Origin of the sequence: Streptomyces sp. A 4/2, from assembly GCF_940670765.1 — a bacterium.
In the GTDB taxonomy this organism is placed as follows: domain Bacteria; phylum Actinomycetota; class Actinomycetes; order Streptomycetales; family Streptomycetaceae; genus Streptomyces.
Map to the genome: position 1 here is coordinate 75,569 of NZ_CALNVW010000038.1, position 18,583 is coordinate 94,151.

17 protein-coding genes are annotated in these 18,583 nt (G+C 69.9%); 10 read left to right on the top strand and 7 right to left on the bottom strand.

What is annotated here, in order from left to right:
* Positions 1-55: 55 nt before the first annotated feature.
* Both NBY69_RS28070 and NBY69_RS28075 read right to left on the bottom strand, forming a co-directional pair.
* Entirely contained in the window at positions 56-1,141 is a 1,086-nt protein-coding gene (locus NBY69_RS28070; protein ID WP_250304674.1) for an arylcarboxylate reductase, read from the bottom strand.
* Positions 1,142-1,293: 152 nt separating this feature from the next.
* A complete protein-coding gene (locus tag NBY69_RS28075; protein WP_250304676.1) occupies positions 1,294-2,949 on the bottom strand; it encodes a beta-N-acetylhexosaminidase in 1,656 nt (551 codons plus the stop codon).
* Positions 2,950-3,092: 143 nt separating this feature from the next.
* On the opposite strand from NBY69_RS28075, the gene NBY69_RS28080 reads away from it, so the two are divergent.
* The 5 genes from NBY69_RS28080 to NBY69_RS28100 are packed head-to-tail and all read left to right on the top strand — an operon-like array spanning position 3,093 to position 9,025.
* The gene (locus NBY69_RS28080) at positions 3,093-4,385 is read left to right on the top strand and encodes a macrolide family glycosyltransferase (protein ID WP_250304677.1); all 1,293 of its coding nucleotides are present in this window, start codon (positions 3,093-3,095) and stop codon (positions 4,383-4,385) included.
* Positions 4,382-5,263 carry a glucose-1-phosphate thymidylyltransferase RfbA gene (gene rfbA / locus NBY69_RS28085; RefSeq protein ID WP_250304678.1) on the top strand — a complete coding sequence of 294 codons (882 nt, stop codon included), beginning with the start codon at positions 4,382-4,384 and terminating at the stop codon, positions 5,261-5,263. Before NBY69_RS28080 ends, rfbA begins: the two co-directional genes overlap by 4 nt.
* Positions 5,260-6,480: a macrolide family glycosyltransferase gene (locus NBY69_RS28090; RefSeq protein ID WP_250304679.1), complete on the top strand. Its 1,221-nt coding sequence runs from the start codon at positions 5,260-5,262 to the stop codon at positions 6,478-6,480. Before rfbA ends, NBY69_RS28090 begins: the two co-directional genes overlap by 4 nt.
* Entirely contained in the window at positions 6,477-7,697 is a 1,221-nt protein-coding gene (locus tag NBY69_RS28095) for a macrolide family glycosyltransferase (protein WP_250304680.1), read from the top strand. The genes NBY69_RS28090 and NBY69_RS28095 overlap by 4 nt, the downstream gene beginning before the upstream one ends.
* A complete protein-coding gene (locus NBY69_RS28100) occupies positions 7,694-9,025 on the top strand; it encodes a cytochrome P450 (RefSeq protein ID WP_308409507.1) in 1,332 nt (443 codons plus the stop codon). Before NBY69_RS28095 ends, NBY69_RS28100 begins: the two co-directional genes overlap by 4 nt.
* Before the next feature lie 72 nt (positions 9,026-9,097).
* On the opposite strand, the gene rfbB is transcribed toward NBY69_RS28100, so the two are convergent.
* From rfbB to mqnE, 5 genes are read right to left on the bottom strand one after another with little or no spacing between them, the layout of a single operon-like run.
* Positions 9,098-10,060 (bottom strand): dTDP-glucose 4,6-dehydratase, encoded by a 963-nt coding sequence (gene rfbB, locus NBY69_RS28105; RefSeq protein WP_250304681.1) that lies wholly within the window; start codon positions 10,058-10,060, stop codon positions 9,098-9,100.
* Positions 10,061-10,075: 15 nt separating this feature from the next.
* Positions 10,076-11,272, bottom strand: a complete 1,197-nt coding sequence (mqnC, locus tag NBY69_RS28110) for a cyclic dehypoxanthinyl futalosine synthase (RefSeq protein ID WP_250304682.1) — start codon at positions 11,270-11,272, stop codon at positions 10,076-10,078.
* Positions 11,273-11,327: 55 nt separating this feature from the next.
* Positions 11,328-12,233 carry a menaquinone biosynthetic enzyme MqnA/MqnD family protein gene (locus NBY69_RS28115; RefSeq protein WP_250304683.1) on the bottom strand — a complete coding sequence of 302 codons (906 nt, stop codon included), beginning with the start codon at positions 12,231-12,233 and terminating at the stop codon, positions 11,328-11,330.
* Positions 12,233-12,526 carry a ferredoxin gene (locus tag NBY69_RS28120; protein ID WP_250304684.1) on the bottom strand — a complete coding sequence of 98 codons (294 nt, stop codon included), beginning with the start codon at positions 12,524-12,526 and terminating at the stop codon, positions 12,233-12,235. The genes NBY69_RS28115 and NBY69_RS28120 overlap by 1 nt, the downstream gene beginning before the upstream one ends.
* A 53-nt stretch (positions 12,527-12,579) precedes the next feature.
* Positions 12,580-13,743, bottom strand: coding sequence for an aminofutalosine synthase MqnE (gene mqnE / locus NBY69_RS28125; protein WP_250304685.1), 1,164 nt, complete (start codon positions 13,741-13,743; stop codon positions 12,580-12,582).
* Between the two features lie 322 nt (positions 13,744-14,065).
* Here mqnE and NBY69_RS28130 point away from each other — a divergent pair, with 322 nt between their 5' ends.
* The 5 genes from NBY69_RS28130 to NBY69_RS28150 all read left to right on the top strand — a co-directional run bounded on the left by NBY69_RS28130 (position 14,066) and on the right by NBY69_RS28150 (position 18,580).
* Positions 14,066-14,494: a DUF6069 family protein gene (locus NBY69_RS28130; RefSeq protein WP_250304686.1), complete on the top strand. Its 429-nt coding sequence runs from the start codon at positions 14,066-14,068 to the stop codon at positions 14,492-14,494.
* A 4-nt stretch (positions 14,495-14,498) separates the two neighbouring features.
* Entirely contained in the window at positions 14,499-14,975 is a 477-nt protein-coding gene (locus NBY69_RS28135) for a hypothetical protein (protein WP_250304687.1), read from the top strand.
* A 224-nt stretch (positions 14,976-15,199) separates the two neighbouring features.
* Entirely contained in the window at positions 15,200-16,936 is a 1,737-nt protein-coding gene (locus tag NBY69_RS28140) for a thiamine pyrophosphate-binding protein (protein WP_250304688.1), read from the top strand.
* A complete protein-coding gene (locus tag NBY69_RS28145; RefSeq protein WP_250304689.1) occupies positions 16,908-17,585 on the top strand; it encodes an SRPBCC family protein in 678 nt (225 codons plus the stop codon). The genes NBY69_RS28140 and NBY69_RS28145 overlap by 29 nt, the downstream gene beginning before the upstream one ends.
* Positions 17,582-18,580, top strand: coding sequence for a 3-oxoacyl-[acyl-carrier-protein] synthase III C-terminal domain-containing protein (locus NBY69_RS28150; RefSeq protein WP_250304690.1), 999 nt, complete (start codon positions 17,582-17,584; stop codon positions 18,578-18,580). The genes NBY69_RS28145 and NBY69_RS28150 overlap by 4 nt, the downstream gene beginning before the upstream one ends.
* Positions 18,581-18,583: the final 3 nt, after the last annotated feature.

Here is an 18,583-nt window from a genome sequence, read left to right on the forward strand (position 1 = left end):
GCTGAACTGCCCGGCGGCGGGCGCCGGCCGGTGCTGCCGTACGAGGACCGGTGGCTCAGTACAGGCCCTCGGGCTTGTCGGCGGTGACCTGGAGGGGCTGCACGTTGGCCACCCCGTCGCAGGGCCACTGGTCCGAGGTCCGGAACCGGATCGCCTGGTCGCGCTCCAGGACGTTGGGCAGGAAGAGGTCCTCGTGCAGCACCATCAGCCGCACCCGGCCCACCTCGCCGTACTCCACGACCCGGGTGGGGTCGGTCTTGTCGACGACGGTCATCGTGGTGTGCGGGAAGTTCGGCACGTAGGGCAGGGTCGCGCCGCCGTCGGGTGACGGCAGGCCGTTGCCGTTGCCGAAGGTGTTGCCGTACGTGGTCCCGATGACCCCGCCGGGCATGGCGTCGGCGAACTTCCGGTAGGCGTCCGGGGTGAACTGGGTGCCGCCCAGGTAGACGCCGGAGAGCTTGGCCATCAGGTCGGGCCTGCGGTTGATCAGGGCCTGCACGGTGGCGGGGGTGGTCCGCAGGTAGTCCACCGGGCGGGTGTCCATGATGTCGACGATCTGCTCGATGACATGGCCGATGTACTCGTCCATCTCAAGGAGGCGCCCACCCCGGATGAGGTGCTTGATCCATCGCGGGTCGAGGTCGATCGAGTACACCGTGGAGCCGTACATGTCGGCCAGGTGGTCCGCCTCCTCGCCCACCAGGTGCGGGCCGCTGGGGCAGGCGTCGACCCAGACGCCGCCGGGCCTGAACCCGGCCATCTGCCGTCCGAGGTGGCGCCAGGCGGCCCAGTGCCGGCTCATCGCCTCGGTGTAGAAGGCGCGGCACGGCTTGCCCGTCGTGCCGCCCGACTCCCAGACCCGCCCGGCCAGTGGGCGGGCCACGCTCGCCGGTACGAAGTCGGCGGGGTCACCGTCGCGCAGGACCGCCAGGTCGAAGTTGTCGAACTGCGCCAGCTCCTCGTAGCGGGTGATCGCCAGGGGGTCGAAGTCGAGTTCGGTCCGCTTCTTCAGCCAGTAGGCGGACCCGTCCTCCGGGTCGAAGTGCCGCCGCAGCACGTGCCGCGTCCATGCGTCGAGGTCCTGGGCCAGCCAGCCATCGGTCAGCCCCTTCAGCTCATCCGTACTCAACTTCACCGACATGGCCGCAGTATCGGCCGGATCGTAGTGAGGAAGTCCCTAGGACCTGGTCCCCGGGACCTGTCCGGCACGGGGCGCCGGTCACGCGGGGAGGCCCCGGCGGCACACGCCGGGGCCTCCCTCGGCAGAGCGGCCACCGGGCCGCCCCGCATCGCTCAACTGCCGGACGGCCAGGGGATCTCGGGCGCGATGTAGTAGTTCACCCGGGCCTCCCGCAGCCGGGGCCCCTGGGCGGCGAGACGCGTCTTGAAGCTGTCCCAGTTGTGGCTCGACTCGGGCGACCAGCCGATCTCCGCGATGGAGAGGAGTCTCGGGAACGCGAGGTTCTCCAGCTGGTCCATACCGAAGACGGTCTCCGTCCACAACGGGGCTTCCACTCCGGCGATCGCCGACTCGGGCAGCCCCTTGAGCACCGTCTTCGGATCCCAGTTGTACGAGTCCGGCACATCGGTCGTACCGGCCCAGGTGTTGCCGACGGGGTACTCGGGCTTCTCCGCGTTGTACTTCATGTCGATGTACGCGTGGTCGGACGGGGCCATGACGACCTTCGCGCCGCCCTTGGCCGCGGCGATCACCTCGTCGTCGCCGATCCCGACGCCCCAGAGCTCGGTCGTCGTGGTCGCCGGGTCCAGGCCGACCGCCGACTCCTGCCAGCCGTACACCTTCTTGCCGTACTTCTGGACGAGGGGTCCGACCTTGTTGTAGTAGGTCTTCAGCTCGGCGGCCGACCGGTTCTGCGTCTCGTCACCGCCGATGCCGATGTACGGCCCCGGGGTCATCTCCGCGACCTCCTTGATCACCTGGTCCATGAAGGTGTAGGTGATCGGCTTGTCGACGCAGAGCAGGCCCTCGTCGCTCTTGAGGAAGCCGGTGTACAACTCCCGCGCCTTGCCGTCGCAGTTCAGCTCGGCGTACGAGGCCAGCGCCGCCTGCTGGTGGTCGGAGCCCTCGATCTCGGGAATCACGGTGACGCCGCGCGACCAGGCGTACCCGACGATGTCCTTGTACTGGGCCTTGGTGTAGTAGCCCTTCGATATGCCGCCGACCCCGGTGCTGCCGCCGATCTTGGTGAGATTCGGCCAGGAGTCGATCTGGATGCGCCAGCCCTGGTCGTCGACCAGGTGCAGATGCAGGTAATTGATCTTGTAGCGCGCGAGGTCGTCGATGTACCGCTTCACCCCGGTGTCGGGCATGAAGTTCCGCGCGACGTCGAGCATCGCCCCGCGGAAGCCGTACCGCGGCTGGTCCTTGATCGTGCCGCCCTGGATCCGCCAGGGTCCGCCGACGGGCTTCGGGCTCTCCAGCTTCGCGGGCAGCAGCTGCCGCAGTGTCTCGATGCCGTTGAACAGGCCCTCGCGCTTGTTCGCCCGGATCGTCACGGCCTTGGACGTGACGTCCAGCTGGTAACCCTCGGCGCCCTTCACCGAGTCGGCACCGCCCAGCACCAGCGCGACGCCGGTCGGCGTGGTGGAGGACGGCACACTGCGCACCGGCAGGGCGTACCCGGTCGGCTTGCGCAGCAGCCCCGCGAGGAAGTCCGCGGCGTCCTTCGCGTCGGCGGAACCGGCGGTCGCCTGGATCGCGGCGCCGGGCGAGAGGGTGTACGCCACACCCGGCTTGGTCTGCACGCTGGCCGGCTGGGGTACCACCCGGGTCAGCGGCACTGCGCCGCTCGCCGCCGGAGTGGAGGACGTGCTGCCCCACGCCGCCGCGGTGGAGACACCGACCGTGACGACCATCGCCACGGCGATGACCGAGGTCTTCGTGCGTCTGCTGAGGGGCCGTCCGGGCAGCCTTCCACTTACATTCATCTCGGACCGTGTCTCTCTCGCGAAGCTGGTCGGATTAGTAATGACTCTGTCAAAGACCACCTTCGCCGCTATGGACTAGCGGGAGCCCTAGTCTTCCCAACTCCGCTGTCGTGCTGGGCAATTCGCGGGTGCATACTCGCGCCGTGAATGGACAATCAGGTCTGAATCCCGCGCCTCACCCGCCCAGACACGTCGCCGTCCTCACCTTCCCCGCGTACGCGCACATCGCGCCCACGCTGCCGATGCTGGCCGAACTGGTCCGGCGCGGGAACCGGGTGACCTGCTTCGTCACCGAGCGTTTCGCCGACATGGTCCGCGCCGTCGGGGCGGAGGCCGTCGTGTACGCCTCCCGGTTCCCGTGGGCCGACGGACCGACCGGGTCCGCCGTGGAGAACATCCTGGAGTTCTTCGAGGAGTCGCTCGCCCCCCTGCAGGCGGTGGTGGACCGGTTCGGCGAAAGACACCCCGATCTCATCGCCCACGACCTCGCGGCGTCCGAGACCGGCCGGATCCTGGCCCGCGCCTGGGACGTCCCCGTCGTACAGCTCTGCCCGACCATCGCGTCGAGCCCCGGGTTCTCCATGTCCGACCGCCAGAGCCAGGAGGTCACCGGCCCGCCGCCGGAGCCGGTCGACCCCCAGGACCCCCTGATCACCGAATTCGTCGCCCGCCGGGACAAGCTGCTCACCTCTTGCGGGCTGGACCAGGTCCCGATCGACGGCTTCGGCGCCGAGCACGGCGACAACATCGTCTTCCTGCCGAAGGAATTCCAGATCGCCCCGGAGACGTTCGACGACCGGTTCGCCTTCGTCGGGCCGTGCCTGGCCGACGAGCCGGACGAGGCGGCCTCCACCAGCTGGTCGCCGCCCGCCGACGGACGGCCGGTGCTGCTGCTCTCGCTCGGCAGCTCCTACACCCCCGACCAGGGCAGTTTCCTGCGCTCCTGCGTCGAGGCGCTGGCCGGCTCACCGTGGCACATCGTGATGACCCTCGGCCACCGCGTCACCCTCGACGAGCTGGGCCCGCTGCCCGGCAACGTGGAGGCGCACCAGTGGCTGCGCCACCCCGAAGTGCTGCGGCACGCCACGGCGTTCATCACGCACGCCGGGATGGGCAGCGTCATGGAGTCGCTCTTCTTCGGCGTGCCCATGGTGCTCGTGCCGTTCCACATCGACCAGCGGGTCATCTCCGCCCAGGTGGCGGACCTCGACCTGGGCCGCGTCCTGTACCGGGAGGCGACCGGCCCGGACGCGCTGCGTGCGGCGGTCGACGAGGTCGCCACCAGTGCGCGGATCCGTGCCGCGGTCTCCCGGATGCGCCGGGACGTGCGCGAGGCGGGTGGTGCGGTGCGCGGCGCCGACGCGGCCGAGGCTCTGATGCGCCGTCCCCGACCGGCCGACCACCCAGCCCCGCCTACGGAAGTGACTCACCCATGAAGGGCATCATCCTCGCCGGGGGCGCCGGAACGCGCCTGCACCCCGTGACGCTGGCCGTCTCCAAACAGCTGCTGCCCATCTACGACAAGCCCATGATCTACTACCCGCTGTCGGTGCTGATGCTCGGCGACATCCGGGACATCCTGATCATCTCCACGCCCGAGGACCAGCCGCTCTTCCAGCGGCTGCTCGGCGACGGCTCGGAACTCGGGCTGAATCTGAGCTACGCCGTCCAGCCGGAGCCCGGCGGGCTGCCCGAGGCGTTCATCATCGGCGCGGACCATGTCGGCGACGACTCGATCGCGCTGATCCTCGGCGACAACATCTTCTACGGGCCCGGCCTCTCCGGCTTCCTCCACGACAGCCGGCAGACCCTGGACGGCTGTGTGCTGTTCGGCTACCGCGTCTCCGACCCGGAGCGGTACGGCGTGGGCGAGGTCGACGACGACGGGCGGCTGGTCGCCATCGAGGAGAAGCCCGCCCACCCGCGTACCGACCGGGCCATCACCGGTCTGTACTTCTTCGACAACACCGCCCTGGACATCGCGAAGAACCTCACCCCGTCGGCGCGCGGCGAGCTGGAGATCACCGATGTCATCCGGCCCTACCAGCGGGAGGGCCGGGCGAAGGTGATCGACCTCGGGCGCGGCTTCGCCTGGCTGGACACCGGGACCCACGACTCGCTGCTCGACGCGGGCCAGTACGTCCAGGTGCTGGAGCGGCGGCAGGGCGTCCGTATCGCCTGCATCGAGGAGATCGCGCTGCGACGCGGCTTCATCGACGCGGAGGCCTGCTACCGGCGCGGGGCCGCGCTGCCCAAGTCGGGCTACGGGCAGTACGTCATGGAGATCGCCACGACCGAAACGGAGCGCCGATGACCACCGGCCGCCACATCGCCTTCTTCAACTATCCGGCCCACGGCCACGTCAACCCGACCCTGCCGGTCGTCGCCGAACTCGTCCGCCGCGGCCACCGGGTGTCGTACGTGGTCGCCTCGCACTTCGCCGACGTCGTCGCGGCGACCGGGGCCGACGTCATCCCCTACGAATCGCTCGTCCCCAAGTCGTGGAACACCGTGGCCATCCCGTCGGAGATCACCGGTGACGACATGGCCCAGGCGGGCCTGGTGCACCTCTCGGAGGTCTTCACGCCGCTCGCCGAGGCGGAACGCCGTCTCGGCGCCGACCGGCCGGACCTGATGGTGTACGACTCGTTCGGCTACGCCACCGGCCGTCTGCTCGCGCGCAAGTGGGACCTGCCCACCGCGCTGACCGCGACCACCTTCGTGTCCAGCAACACGTTCTCCCCGTACGCCGCACTGGCCGCGTCCATGTCCCCGCCGGATCCGGACCATCCGGCGCTGCGGCAGGCGCAGGAGAAGATGCGCGGGACGCTGGACGCCCACGGGCTCACCGGTCTGTCGAACGAGGACTTCGCCGGGGCCGCCGAGGAACAGACCCTGGTGTTCGTGCCCCCCGAGTTCCAGCCCGGCATCGAGACGTTCGACGCCCGGCACGTCTTCGTCGGCCCGTGCATCGGCGACCGTGCCGGGCAGGGCACGTGGCAGCCGCCGTCGGACGGCAGGCCGGTGGTGCTGGTCGCGCTCGGCAGCTTCGGGTACGAGAACCAGGCGGCGTTCTACCGGGACGCCCTCGCGGCGCTGGCCGACCAGCCGATGCACGTCGTCATGTCGCTCGGCGGCCTGGTCACACCGGACGACCTGGGCCCGCTCCCGCCGCACGTCGAGGCGCGGCCGTGGGTGCCGCAGCTGGCCGTGCTCGCGCACGCGTCGGCGTTCGTCTCGCACGCCGGGATGGGCAGCACCATGGAGTCGCTGTACTACGGCGTACCGCCGGTCGTCGTCCCGCGCACCGGCGAACAGGACCTGGTCGCAGCCCGGTTGACCGAGCTGGGGCTCGGCCGCTCCCTCACCCCGGACGCGCTGACGGCGGACCGGCTGCGGGACGCGGTGCTCGGTCTGGCCGAGGACGCCGCGGCCCGGCAGCGGGTGAAGGACCTGTCCGCGAGCATCGCGGGCCGGGGCGGGCCGGCGCTCGCCGCCGACACCGTCGAGGCCCGGCTGGCCGCCTCATGACCGGGCCGCGCAGACATCTGGCGTTCCTGCCCTATCCGGCGTACGGGCACATGATGCCGGTGCTGCCGGTGGTGGCCGAACTCGTCGCGCGGGGGCACCGGGTGACCTGTTTCGCCACCGAGGACTTCGAGGAGCGGGTGCGCGCCACGGGCGCCGAGGTGCGCCCGTACGATCCGCCGCTCTCCTCGGACCCGCCGCCGGAGAACATCGACGCCGACGAGTGCGCCCGCGCCCCGCTCAAGCTGCTCGACGCGAGTACCGCGGTGCTGCCGACGATCGAGTCGTGCTTTTCCGGGGGGCCGCCGGACGCCGTCGTGTACGACACGACGCTCTGGCTGACCGGACGGCTGCTGGCCGCCCGCTGGCAGCGGCCGAGCATCCAGCTGTCCCCCACCTTCATCTCCAACGAGCACTTCGACCTGTCCGCGCAGCACCAGGAGTACGCCGGTCGGGTCGATCCCGCGCACCCGGCCATCGTCGAGTTCGCGGCCCGGCTGACGGAGACCGTCGGCAGCAGTGGGCTGCGGGACGAGCAGAAGGCCGAACTGTTCTACGGGCGGCGGGAGTTCACCCTGGCGTTCCTGCCCCGTGAGTTCCAGTTCGCGGGTGCGACCTTCGACGAACGGCACGCCTTCGTCGGACCGACCTGCGACGGGCGGCAGGAGGACGGCTGGCAGCCGCCCGCGAGCGGCGCTCCGGTGCTGCTGGTCTCCCTGGGCACCACGGTCAACAACCGGCCCGACTTCTTCCGCCACTGCGCGAAGGCCTTCGCCGACCTGCCCTGGCACGTCGTGCTGGCGCTCGGTGACCGGGTCGCCCCCGGGGAACTGGGTGAGCTGCCGCCGAACGTGGAGGCGCACCGGTGGGTCCCGATGGGTGCGGTCCTCGCCCACGCCTCGGTCTTCCTCTGCCAGTCCGGGATGGGCAGCATCATGGAGTCGCTGTACGCCGGGGTGCCGATGGTGGTCGTCCCGCACCACCCCGAGCAGCACGTCAACGCCCGGCGGCTGACCGAACTGGGCCTGGCCGAGGTGGTGCAGCGCGACGAGGTGTCCCCGGAGGCGCTGCGGGACGCGGTCGCGCGGGTCGCGGGTGACAGCGGGATGCGGGAGCGCGTACGGGACATGCGGGAGCACGTCAGGGCGGCGGGCGGGGCGCGCAGGGCGGCCGATGTGATCGAGGAGCGGCTGCGCACCGCTTCCTTGGAGGTCCGGTGAGCGAGCCGCGTACGCACCCGGAGGGCGACCGCACGCAGGGGGCGGTGCCCGGATCGGGGCCGGTGCCACGGCAGGTATCACCGCCGGTGTCGCCGCCCGTGTCGCCGCCCGTGTCGCCGCCCGTGTCGCTGCCCGTGGAGCGGGCCTGTCCCTTCGACCCGCCGGCGGAGTACGCCGCGCTGCGGGAGCGCTGCCCGGTCGCGCCGCTGGAGCTGACGGTGGGCCCCGGCGAGGGCTCCGGCTGGCTGGTCACCCGGCTCGCCGACGCGCGGGCCGTGCTCAGCGACGCCCGGTTCAGCCATCGCAACGAGCTGATCGGCCTGCCGATCCCGCCGCCGTTCCCGATGACCGCGTACACACCGCCACCCGCGGCACCCGGCGCCTTCATCAAGATGGACCAGCCCGACCACTCGTACTACCGGCGCTTCCTGACCCGCAGGTTCACCGTGCGCGGGATCGCCGGACTCACCCCGATGATCACCGGGATCGTCCGGGAACAGCTGGACGCGATGGCGAGGGTCGAAGGCCCGGTGGACCTCGTCGGCACGTTCGCCGAACCGGTGGCCGTCCGCGTGATGTGCGGGATGCTCGGCATACCGGATGCCGCCCGGGAGCGGTTGAGCACGCACATGGCGGTGCTGTCGCGCATGACGTACACGGTGGAGGAGCTGATCGCGTCCTGCACCGACATCGCCGAGGTGCTCCAGGAGCTCGTCGAGTCGAAACGGTCCGGATCCGGACCGGATCTGCTGAGCGAGCTGGCCCGGGACGGCAGGCTGACCGTCGAGGAACAGACCAATCTCGCCTGGGCGTTGATCGGCGGCGGATTCGACACCACCGCGAACATGCTCGCCCTCGGCACCTTCGCGCTGCTCACCCACCCGGAACAGCTCGCCGCGCTGCGGGCCCGGCCCGAGCTGATCGACAACGCGGTCGAGGAGCTGCTGCGCCACCTGACCATCTCGCACCTCGGGGCCAGCCGGGCCGCGCTGGAGGACGTGGAGCTGAACGGGGCGCGGATCAGGGCGGGCGACACGGTGGTGGTGGCACTGCCCGCGGCCAACCGGGATCCCGCGCACTTCCCCGACCCCGACCGACTCGACATCACCGGGGACCCGCAGGGGCATGTGGCCTTCGGGCACGGCGTGCACCAGTGCATCGGCCAGAACCTCGCCCGCGCCGTGCTGCGCATCGCCTATCCCGCGCTCTTCGACCGTTTCCCCTCGCTGCGCCTGGCGAAGGCGGCCGGGGACGTGCCGATGCGCGCGGACATGCTGCACTACGGCGTGCACGAGCTGCTGGTCGGCTGGGACGGGAACGACGCATAGGGGTGTGCCGAAGGGCGGCTGCCGGATGGTTCCGGCAGCCGCCCTTCGGCGTACCCCTATGACTCCGTGACGTCAGCCGGCGTCCGGCGCCCACCAGGACGGGTGGTCGCGGTACCAGCGCACGGTGGACTCAAGACCGGCGGCGAACTCGTACGCCGGAGTGAAACCGAGCTTGGTGATCTTCCCCAGGTCCAGCGCGTACCGCAGGTCGTGGCCCTTGCGGTCGGCGACGTACCGGATCAGTCCCGGGTCGGCGCCGCACAGTTCGACGAGCCGGTCGGCGATCGAGGCGTTGGTCACCTCGACGCCGCTGCCGATGTTGTAGATCTCGCCCGGACGGCCGTCGGTGAGGACCAGTTGCAGCGCCGCGCAGTGGTCGGCGACGTGCAGCCACTCGCGTACGTTGGCCCCGTCGCCGTACAGCCCGACCGGCCGTCCGCGCAGCAGGTTGGTGATGAACAGCGGGATGAGCTTCTCGGTGTTCTGGTACGGGCCGTAGTTGTTGGAGCAGCGGGTGATCCGCACGTCCAGGCCGTGGGTGCGCCAGGCGGCCCTGGCGACCAGGTCGCTGCCCGCCTTCGACGCCGAGTAGGGCGAGTTGGGCAGCAGCGGCTCGTTCTCGTCCCAGCAGCCGGCGTCGATCGAGCCGTACACCTCGTCGGTGGAGACGCACAGCACCGTACGGACCCCGGCCGTCAGGCAGCTGTCCAGGAGCTGCTGGGTGCCCAGCACGTTGGTGGAGGCGAACGGCACCGCGCCGACCAGTGACCGGTCCACGTGGGACTCCGCCGCGAAGTGCACCACGGCGTCGTGGCCCGGCAGCACCGAGGCGAGCAGGTCCGCGTCCCGGATGTCGCCCCGGACGAACGTCAGCCGTTCCTGGTCCATCGGCAGGTTCGCCGTGTTGCCCGCGTAGGTGAGCAGGTCGACGACCGTCACTTCGGCGTCCTCGTACCCGGCGTACTCGCCGGCCAGCATCGCCCGCACGTAGTGCGATCCGATGAAGCCCGCGCCGCCGGTCACACATACCTTCATGTCGACCGTGTCCCCTCAGCCGACCGGCAGGACCTTGAGATTCCGGCGGGGTGCGCCGGAGTCCGCGGTCGACGACAGGTGCGAGACGACCCGCTCGTCGACCGGGTCGTTGGCCGGGTCGTCGTGCACCCGGAGGATCTCGTACGAGGTGTTGCGCTGGGCCGGTACGCGGTCGGAGCCGCGGATGAGGTCGATCAGCTCGGGCAGGTTGGAGCGGTGCTTGGCACCGGCCGACGAGACGACGTTCTCCTCCAGCATCACCGAGCCGAGGTCGTCGGCGCCGTAGTGCAGGGTCAGCTGACCGAGTTCCTTTCCGGTGGTCAGCCAGGAGCCCTGGATGTGGGCGACGTTGTCGAAGAACAGCCGGGCGATGGCGATCATGCGCAGGTACTCCAGCGACGTCGCCTGCGTCTGACCCTTCAGGTGGTTGTTCTCCGGCTGGTAGGTGTACGGGATGAACGCGCGGAAGCCGCCCGTCCGGTCCTGCACGTCACGGATCATCCGCAGGTGCTCGATGCGCTCGGCGTTGGTCTCGCCGGTGCCCATCAGCATCGTCGTGGTGGACTCGACGCCCAGCCCGTGCGCGGTCTCCATGATCTCCAGCCAGCGCTCGCCGGACTCCTTGAGCGGCGCGATGGCGGTGCGCGCGCGGGCCGGGAGCAGCTCCGCGCCCGCGCCCGCGAACGAGTCGAGACCGGCGTCCCGGATCCGGCCGATCGCCTCGGCGGTCGACACCCCGGAGATCTTCGACATGTGCGCGACCTCGGAGGCGCCGAGGGAGTGGATCACGAGCTGCGGGTAGGCCTTCTTGATCGCGGAGAAGGTGCGCTCGTAGTACTCGACGCCGTAGTCCGGGTGGTGGCCGCCCTGGAACATGATCTGCGTGCCGCCGAGTTCGACGGTCTCGCCGCAGCGGCGCAGGATGTCGTCGAGATCGCGCTCCCAGCCCGCGTCGGACTTCGGCGGGGCGTAGAAGGCACAGAACTTGCACGCCGTCACGCAGACGTTGGTGTAGTTGATGTTCCGCTCGATGATGTACGTCGCGAGGTGCCCGCTGTCCGCGAAGCGGCGCCGGCGTACGGCGTCCGCGGCCGAACCGAGCGCGTGCAGCGGGGCGTCGCGGTACAGCTCCAGCGCCTCGTCGGGCGTGATGCGGCCCCCGTCGGCGGCGCGGTCCAGAGCAGCGGTGAGATGACTGTTCGGCTGGGCCACTTCGGGCCGCCTTTCTTGGGGTGGGGTGGCGGTGCTTCGCACGGGTCGGGGCCCGTCAGACCGTCCGGCCGGTGTCCATCAGCCGGAGTGCGACGTCCGGGCGGAAGCCCGCTCCGGCGCCGCCGACCCGGCGGGCGAATTCCCGGAGACCGGCCAACTGCCGTTCTCCCAGGCTGAAGTCGAGCGCGGAGAGGTAGTAGCGCTTCAGGGTCTCGGCGTCGAACTCCTCCCAGCGGGCGGCCTTGGTGCAGACCTCGTCGATCTCGGCGAGGAACAGTTCACGGGAGGCGAGGAATCCGGCGTGGACCTCGCGGACGAGGACGTCGTTGCGGGCCAGGAAGTCGCGGCGGGCCGCGAAGACCGCGAAGACGAAGGGCAGGCCGGTCCACTCCTGCCACATCTGGCCCAGGTCGTGCACTTCGAGCCCGAGGGTGCCCGCTTCGAGGAGTGAGGCGCGCAGGGCGGCGTCGCCGATCACCACCGCGGCCGGGGCGCCGGACATCATGGTCGGCAGGTCGGGCGGGCAGCTGAAGTACTCGGGCCGCACGCCCACGGATTCGGCGAGCAGCAGCTCGGCCAGGCGTACCGAGGTACGGCTGGTGGTGGTGCAGGCGACCGGGACGCCGTCGAGCTCCTTCAGCGGCACCTTGCTGACCAGCAGGCAGGACATCACGGGCCCGTCCGCGCCCACCGCGATGTCCGGCAGGACGACCAGGTCGTCGGCGTTGCGCAGATACTCCATGACGCTGATCGGGCCGATGTCCAGCTCGCCGGAGACCAGCGCGTCGCTCAGCCGCTCCGGGGAGTCCTTCCGCAGGTCCAGGTCGAGCAGGTTCCCGGTGCGGGCGAGGCCCCAGAACAGCGGGAGGCAGTTCAGGAAGTCGATGTGCCCGACGCGCGGGCGGCGCAGGGCGGCCCGCGGTCCCTGCCCGGCGGGGCGCCGGTCGGTGGTCTCCAGCATCAGGCGTCGACCGCGTTCGGTCCGTACACTTCGACGCCGTCGCTCACCCGGCGCACGTGGATGCACTCCCCCGGGCACTCGGTGACGGAGTCGGTGACGTCGCGCAGGGCGGGCACCGGGACCGGGACCGCCGAGCCCTCCTGCTGCCGCAGTTCGCCGTCGGCGCCCTTGACGTAGGCGAGCCCGTCGATGTCCAGCTCGAAGACATCGGGGGCGTACTGGCAGCAGATGCCGTCTCCCGTACACAGATCCTGGTCTATCCAGACCTCAAGGGTCTCGTCCCGCGCAGTCATCTCACACCTACCGGTCGTTGGGTGATTCCGGGCATGGTCGGATCCGTCACGGGTCAGACCCGCATGGGCTGCGGGGACTCCCGGCGGTCGGCGTCCGGGCCGTCGAACTCGTTGACGATCTCGTAACGGGTGTTGCGCTCGACGGGCTTGAAGCCGGCGTCGCGGATCAGGTCGAGCAGACCTTCGCGGGACATCTTGTCCGGTGTGCCGTAGGCGTCCGCGTCGTGCGTGATCTTGTACTCGACGACCGAACCGTCGATGTCGTCGGCGCCGTGGTTGAGGGCGAGCTGGGCGGTGCGCAGCCCGTGCATGACCCAGAAGACCTTGACGTGCGGGACGTTGTCGAAGAGCAGCCGCGAGACCGCGAAGGTCTTCAGCGCCTCGGCGGACGTCGCCATCTTCGTCCGCGCCATCAGCTTGTTGCGCACCACGCCGTCCATCGAGTCGTGGAAGTCGTGCTGGTAGCGCAGCGGGATGAAGACCTGGAACCCGCCGGTCTCGTCCTGGAGTTCACGCAGCCGCAGCACGTGGTCGACGCGGTGGCGTGGCTCCTCGACATGGCCGTACAGCATCGTGCAGGGCGTCTTGATGCCCTTCTCGTGGGCGAGGCGGTGGATGCGCGACCAGTCCTCCCAGTGGGTGGCGTGGTCGACGATGTGCTGCCGGACCTCCCAGTCGAAGATCTCGGCGCCGCCGCCGGTCAGCGACTCCAGACCGGCCTCGATCAGCTCGTCGAGGATGTCGGAGGCGGAGAGCCCGGAGATCGTCTCGAAGTGGTGGATCTCGGTGGCGGTGAACGCCTTGAGGGAGACGTTCGGGAGCGCCTTCTTGAGTTCGCTGAGCGAGCGGGGGTAGTAGCGCCACGGCAGGTTGGGGTGCAGGCCGTTGACGATGTGCAGCTCGGTGAGGTTCTCGCCCTCCATCGCCTTGGCGAGGCGCACCGCGTCCTCGATGCGCATCGTGTACGCGTCCTTCTCGCCCGGCTTGCGCTGGAACGAGCAGTAGGCGCACGAAGCGGTGCACACGTTCGTCATGTTGAGGTGACGGTTGATGTTGAAGTGGACGACGTCGCCGTTCTTGCGCGTACGCACCTCGTGGGCGAGGCCGCCGAGCCACGCCAGGTCGTCGCACGCGTACAGCGCGATGCCGTCCTCACGGCTGAGCCGTTCGCCGGCCCGGACCTTCTGCTCGACCTCGCGCTTGATCCCTGCGTCCACCCGTGCCAACTCCTCAGGTATGTGTTCTTCGGTGCCCGATGGGGAACAACGGCCTGATGTGCGCGGACGTGCGGAGGGACGCTGCGACGAACTGTCGGTACGCGTCCGCCCCTCGGGCGTGATGTGACATTCCCGCGAAGCACAACACCCCAGGCGAGTGAGGCTCAATCATGGCGGACACGCCCCTAAGGAATTCCCTACAGGCCAACGGCCGGACAGTGACCGGGACCTGCGGAACGCAGCCCTTCGCTACTGTCAACTCCCGTTAACCGCTGGATGGTTCAGAACCGGGCACACGCACCGGTGCAAGGAGGCTTGACACATGTCGAACACGAGTACCGCGACCGGCGGCACGGCGACCCGCAGAGGCGCCGGAAGACAGCGGATCGTGACCGTGGTGGTGGCGACCCTCGCCACGGTGGTGGTCTGGCTCCTCGCCCACTCGGCCTTCGGCGTCGACATCGAGGTGAAGACGAACGGGTCCGCATCCTCGGTGCAACTGCCCGCGGTCATCTTCGCCACGCTCGTTTCCGGGCTGCTCGCCTGGGCATTGATCGCTCTGCTGGAGCGCAGGCCGTCCGGAGGACGCAAGGCCTGGGTGATCATCGCCGTGGTGGTGTTCCTGCTGTCGCTGGTGGCCGGACCGGGCAGCGGAGTCACCACGTCGGCGAAGATCGCCCTGGCCTGCCTGCACACGGTGGCAGCGCTGGTACTCGTTCCCGGCCTCGCACGAACCGTCAGGAAAGGCTGAACCCATGCCCCCCACACTCACTCTGACGAAGAGTCATGGATCGTACGTACTGGAGGGAACCGCGGGCGAAGCCTCGCTGGAGACCGGAAAGTCGATGCGGCGCGGTGAGATCACCGTGAACGGCCGGACCCTGCCGGTCGAGGTCAACAACCCCCGGCGGACCGGGATAACGGTCGGCGGCAGCTCGCCGGTCCTCCGCCTCGACCACCAGGACAGCTTCCTCCCCGGCAGCGGCAAGGCGGTGCAGTGGGAGCTGTCGAGGAGCTTCCGCGGCTACCGCGCCGCGGTCGTCAGCGGCGGCGACCGGATCGACCTGTGGCTGCCCAAGTTCCACGGCAAGTCCGTCGAGGTGAAGGTCGACGGTGACTGGGACCAGCTCGAACTGGTCGCGCTCTCGGCGTGTTTCGCGGTGCTGTCCCGGCGCCGGGGCGACGCCTTCCGGGCGATGGCCGTGGCCGGCGCGACCGGACACGGTCACTGACCCGAGGCCGCCGCTCGACGGAGCAACAGGGGGAAAGATACCCGGGCCGGACCGCTCCGGCCCGGGTATCTTTCCCGCCGCCCCGAAGAACTAGTACAACAACTAACCACTTGCTCTCCGCCATGGCCGCCCGAATTCCGGCTGGCTAGTCTGCCGCGTACACCGACCCGCTCGAAAATCCTCCGTCCAGCCATGAGGTGGGTCACCGGCTCCTGGGGAGAGCAATGCGGAACGGTCATACACGCGTCGCCGACTACATCATTTCCTCGCTGGCGGAACTGGGCGTCGACCACGTATTCGGGGTCGGTGGCGCAAACATCGAGGACATGTACGACGCCGTCCACCACGGCGACGGGCGGGTGAAAGCCGTCGTCGCCAAACACGAATTCTCAGCCACCTGCATGGCCGAGGGAAGTCACCGGACGGTCGGCGGACTGGGTGTCGTCATGGCGACCTCGGGAGCGGGCGCGATGAATCTGGTGCCGGGCGTCGCGGAGGCGTACGCCGCCCGGGTCCCGCTGCTCGCCCTGGTCGGCCAGCCGCCCCGCGACCTGGAGGGCCGCGGCGCGTTCCAGGACACCAGCGGACGGTCCGGCGCCTTCAACGCGGTCGAACTGTTCGGCTCCATATCGCGCTTCTGCGCACGGGTCGACGATCCGGCCGACACCGGCAAGCTGCTCGCCGCGGCGGTCGACGCCGCGCGCTCACCACGTGGCGGGCCCGCCGTGCTGCTGCTGCCCAAGGACGTCCAGCAGGCTGCCGCCGGGGCGCTCCGGCCGCTCGACGAGCTGTTGACGCCCACCACCGTCCCGGCCGCCGCCCACCGGCAGGCCGCCGCCGATCTGCTGGCCGACGCCGCGCGCGGCGGCTCCGGCATCGTGCTGATCGCCGGGGACGGCGTGGGACACCAGGACGCGCGGGCCGAACTCGCCGCACTGGCCGACCGGTTGGGCGCGTCGGTGGCGGTGACACCGGACGGCAAGGACGCCTTCGACAACCGCGAACCGCGCTATGTCGGCGTGGCGGGCGCGATCGGGCACCCGACGGTGCGGCGCCAGCTGGAGGAGGCCGCGGTCTGCGTACTCGTGGGCACCCGGCTGCCGGTGATGGCGCGGGCCGGACTCGACGGGGTCCTCGCGGACACCCCGCTGATCTGCTTCGACCCGGAGCCACCCTTCATCGGCCCGCAGCCCGACGGCCCGCCGGTGGTGCACGTGGACGGCGATCTGCGGGCCGAACTGCGGGCGGTGTCCGACCTGTTGCCCGTGCTGCCCGCCCGTCCGGCGCCCGCGCGGGGCCCGGAGTACCTGGTCACGCCGCGGCCCGACAGCCCGGGAGTGCGGCTCTCCGACGCCGTGGAGGCGATCGGGTCCGCGCTGCCCGACGACGCCCCCGTGGTGTCCGACGCGGGCAATGCCAGTTCGGCGGCCGTGCATTACCTGACCGCCCCGCACCGCGGGAAATTCATCATCGCGATGGGCATGGGCGGAATGGGCCACAGTTTCGGTACCGGAATAGGCGCCGCGTTCGCCACCGGCCGGCGTACCTATGTGCTGGCGGGCGACGGGGGTTTCTACGCGCACGGCATGGAGATTCATACCGCCGTCGAATACGACCTGCCGGTCACCTTCATCATCTTCAACAACAACGCACATGCCATGTGCGTGACGCGTGAGCAATTGTTCTACGAGGCGGACTACTCGTTCAACACATTCAAACCCTCGTCCATCGCGGCCGGTGCCGGTGCCATGTTCCCCTCACTGAACGCGGTGCGGGCGACCACGGCCGGAGAACTCCGTACCGCCCTGACCGAGACGAATTCCACCCCCGGTCCCGCACTTGTCTGCGTCGAGGCCGACCCGGCCGAGATGCCGCCGTTCGTGCCGTTCCTCCGTCAGCTCGAATCCCTTACCACTCCTTCAGGAGCGACTCATGTCGACTACGTCACCCCAGTTGGCTGACATTCCCGATCTGCTGCGCTGCGAGACCACCAGCACGGACGAGATCCTCGCGCGGGCGAGCGAGCGGACCGAGGCCGCGTACCCGCACGACCTGGTGTACGGCGACTTCTGCACCATCCAGGACTACATCGACTGTCCGCCGGAGGAGGTCTTCGACTACCTCTGCAACATCAACAACCTCGACGAGTACACGGTCAGCACCCGTGGCTTCGCGCCGACCGCGACCCCCGATCTCTATGTCGGCCGGGACACCCTGGCACCCGACACCAAGATCTACATGACGCTCAAGCCCAACCGTGAGGCGCTGACGCTCGACTACCACTGCGCCTGGGACCAGGGTGAAGAGCTCTGGATGATCTATCTGTTCCGGATCGTGCCGGCCCAGCAGGTGCTCGGCAAGCCCGGTTCGGTGGTCATCTGGTCCAACTGCCACCACCCCAACTACGACAAGAACCCCTACCCGGAGCTGGCCCCGAGTCCGGACCGGATCTGGGTGGGCGACCTGTGGCCGCTGTTCTACGCCGGCCACCGCATCGAGCTGGACAACCTCAAGACGATCCTTGAGTACCGCCACAGCAACGGCCTGCCCATCTCGGTCGCCCCCGCCCCCGAGGCCACCCCGAAGACCGGCCCGGAGGCCGCCCGGTGACCCCCGTCAGCCTGGTCGACGTCGGCAGCTACCTGCCCGAACGCACCGTCGGGACCGACTTCTACGCCAACGGGGACACGGAGACCGCCGAGGGGCTCATGTTCCGGGCGCCCGCCTTCCGCCGTCACGCCGCGCCGGACGAGACCGCCACCGACATGGTGGAGAAGGCCGCCCGGCCGATGCTGGAACGGCTGCGCGCACAGGGCGATGCCCAGGTGGACATCGTGCTGACCAACGTGGCGCTGCCGGAACGTGCCTTCACCGGGGCGGGCGCCGACATCGCGGCCCGGCTCGGACTCGACCCGGTGCCCGAGTGGATCATCGACGTGCACAACAGCGGCTGCGCCTCCTTCGTCTACATGATGAAGATCGCCCGCCGGATCATCGAGGGCGGCGGCGCCCGCAGCGCACTGATCTGTTCGGTGCAGAACATGGCGGGGCAGCTCTTCGCCCGCCCGGACGTACGGACCCGCAAGCACGCTCCCGTACCGGGTGACGGCTGCGGCGTCGGGTTCCTGCGGGCGGGCGACGAGTCGCCGATCCTTGACGTGGTGAGCTACCAGGGCGTCGAGTACGCCAACGACATGAACCTCTCCGTGGAGACCCGCAAGTACTGGGAGCCCGGCGAGGGCGAGATAGACATCGGCTTCAGCGACGGGAAGGTGGCGCAGATCGTCGCGCGCGGCAACCAGCTGGTGCCTCAGGTCGCCACCGAACTGTGCGAGCGCATCGGCACGCCGACCTCCGACATCGACGTGTTCATCACCAACCAGCCGAACCAGATGTTCCTGCAGAACTGGCGGGAGGCGCTGGGCGTCAAGCCGGAACGGCACCTCGACACCTTCCACCAGTACGGCAACCTGTTCGGCGCCGGTATCCCGGTGACCCTGGCCCAGGCCCGCGACGAGGGGAAGCTCCGCAAGGGAGACCTCGTCGTGCTGTCCGGTTTCGCGCACGCGGGCGACTTCGCCGCAGCCGCCGCCGTCCGGTGGTAGCGC

Bases quoted from the DNA above. Each gene is read 5' to 3' on its own strand.
- NBY69_RS28070 (WP_250304674.1), bottom strand. From the start codon at position 1,141: ATGTCGGTGAAGTTGAGTACGGATGAGCTGAAGGGGCTGACCGATGGC.
- NBY69_RS28075 (WP_250304676.1), bottom strand. From the start codon at position 2,949: ATGAATGTAAGTGGAAGGCTGCCCGGACGGCCCCTCAGCAGACGCACG.
- rfbA (WP_250304678.1), top strand. From the start codon at position 4,382: ATGAAGGGCATCATCCTCGCCGGGGGCGCCGGAACGCGCCTGCACCCC.
- NBY69_RS28090 (WP_250304679.1), top strand. From the start codon at position 5,260: ATGACCACCGGCCGCCACATCGCCTTCTTCAACTATCCGGCCCACGGC.
- NBY69_RS28095 (WP_250304680.1), top strand. From the start codon at position 6,477: ATGACCGGGCCGCGCAGACATCTGGCGTTCCTGCCCTATCCGGCGTAC.
- rfbB (WP_250304681.1), bottom strand. From the start codon at position 10,060: ATGAAGGTATGTGTGACCGGCGGCGCGGGCTTCATCGGATCGCACTAC.
- NBY69_RS28115 (WP_250304683.1), bottom strand. From the start codon at position 12,233: ATGCTGGAGACCACCGACCGGCGCCCCGCCGGGCAGGGACCGCGGGCC.
- NBY69_RS28120 (WP_250304684.1), bottom strand. From the start codon at position 12,526: ATGACTGCGCGGGACGAGACCCTTGAGGTCTGGATAGACCAGGATCTG.
- NBY69_RS28130 (WP_250304686.1), top strand. From the start codon at position 14,066: ATGTCGAACACGAGTACCGCGACCGGCGGCACGGCGACCCGCAGAGGC.
- NBY69_RS28135 (WP_250304687.1), top strand. From the start codon at position 14,499: ATGCCCCCCACACTCACTCTGACGAAGAGTCATGGATCGTACGTACTG.
- NBY69_RS28140 (WP_250304688.1), top strand. From the start codon at position 15,200: ATGCGGAACGGTCATACACGCGTCGCCGACTACATCATTTCCTCGCTG.
- NBY69_RS28145 (WP_250304689.1), top strand. From the start codon at position 16,908: ATGTCGACTACGTCACCCCAGTTGGCTGACATTCCCGATCTGCTGCGC.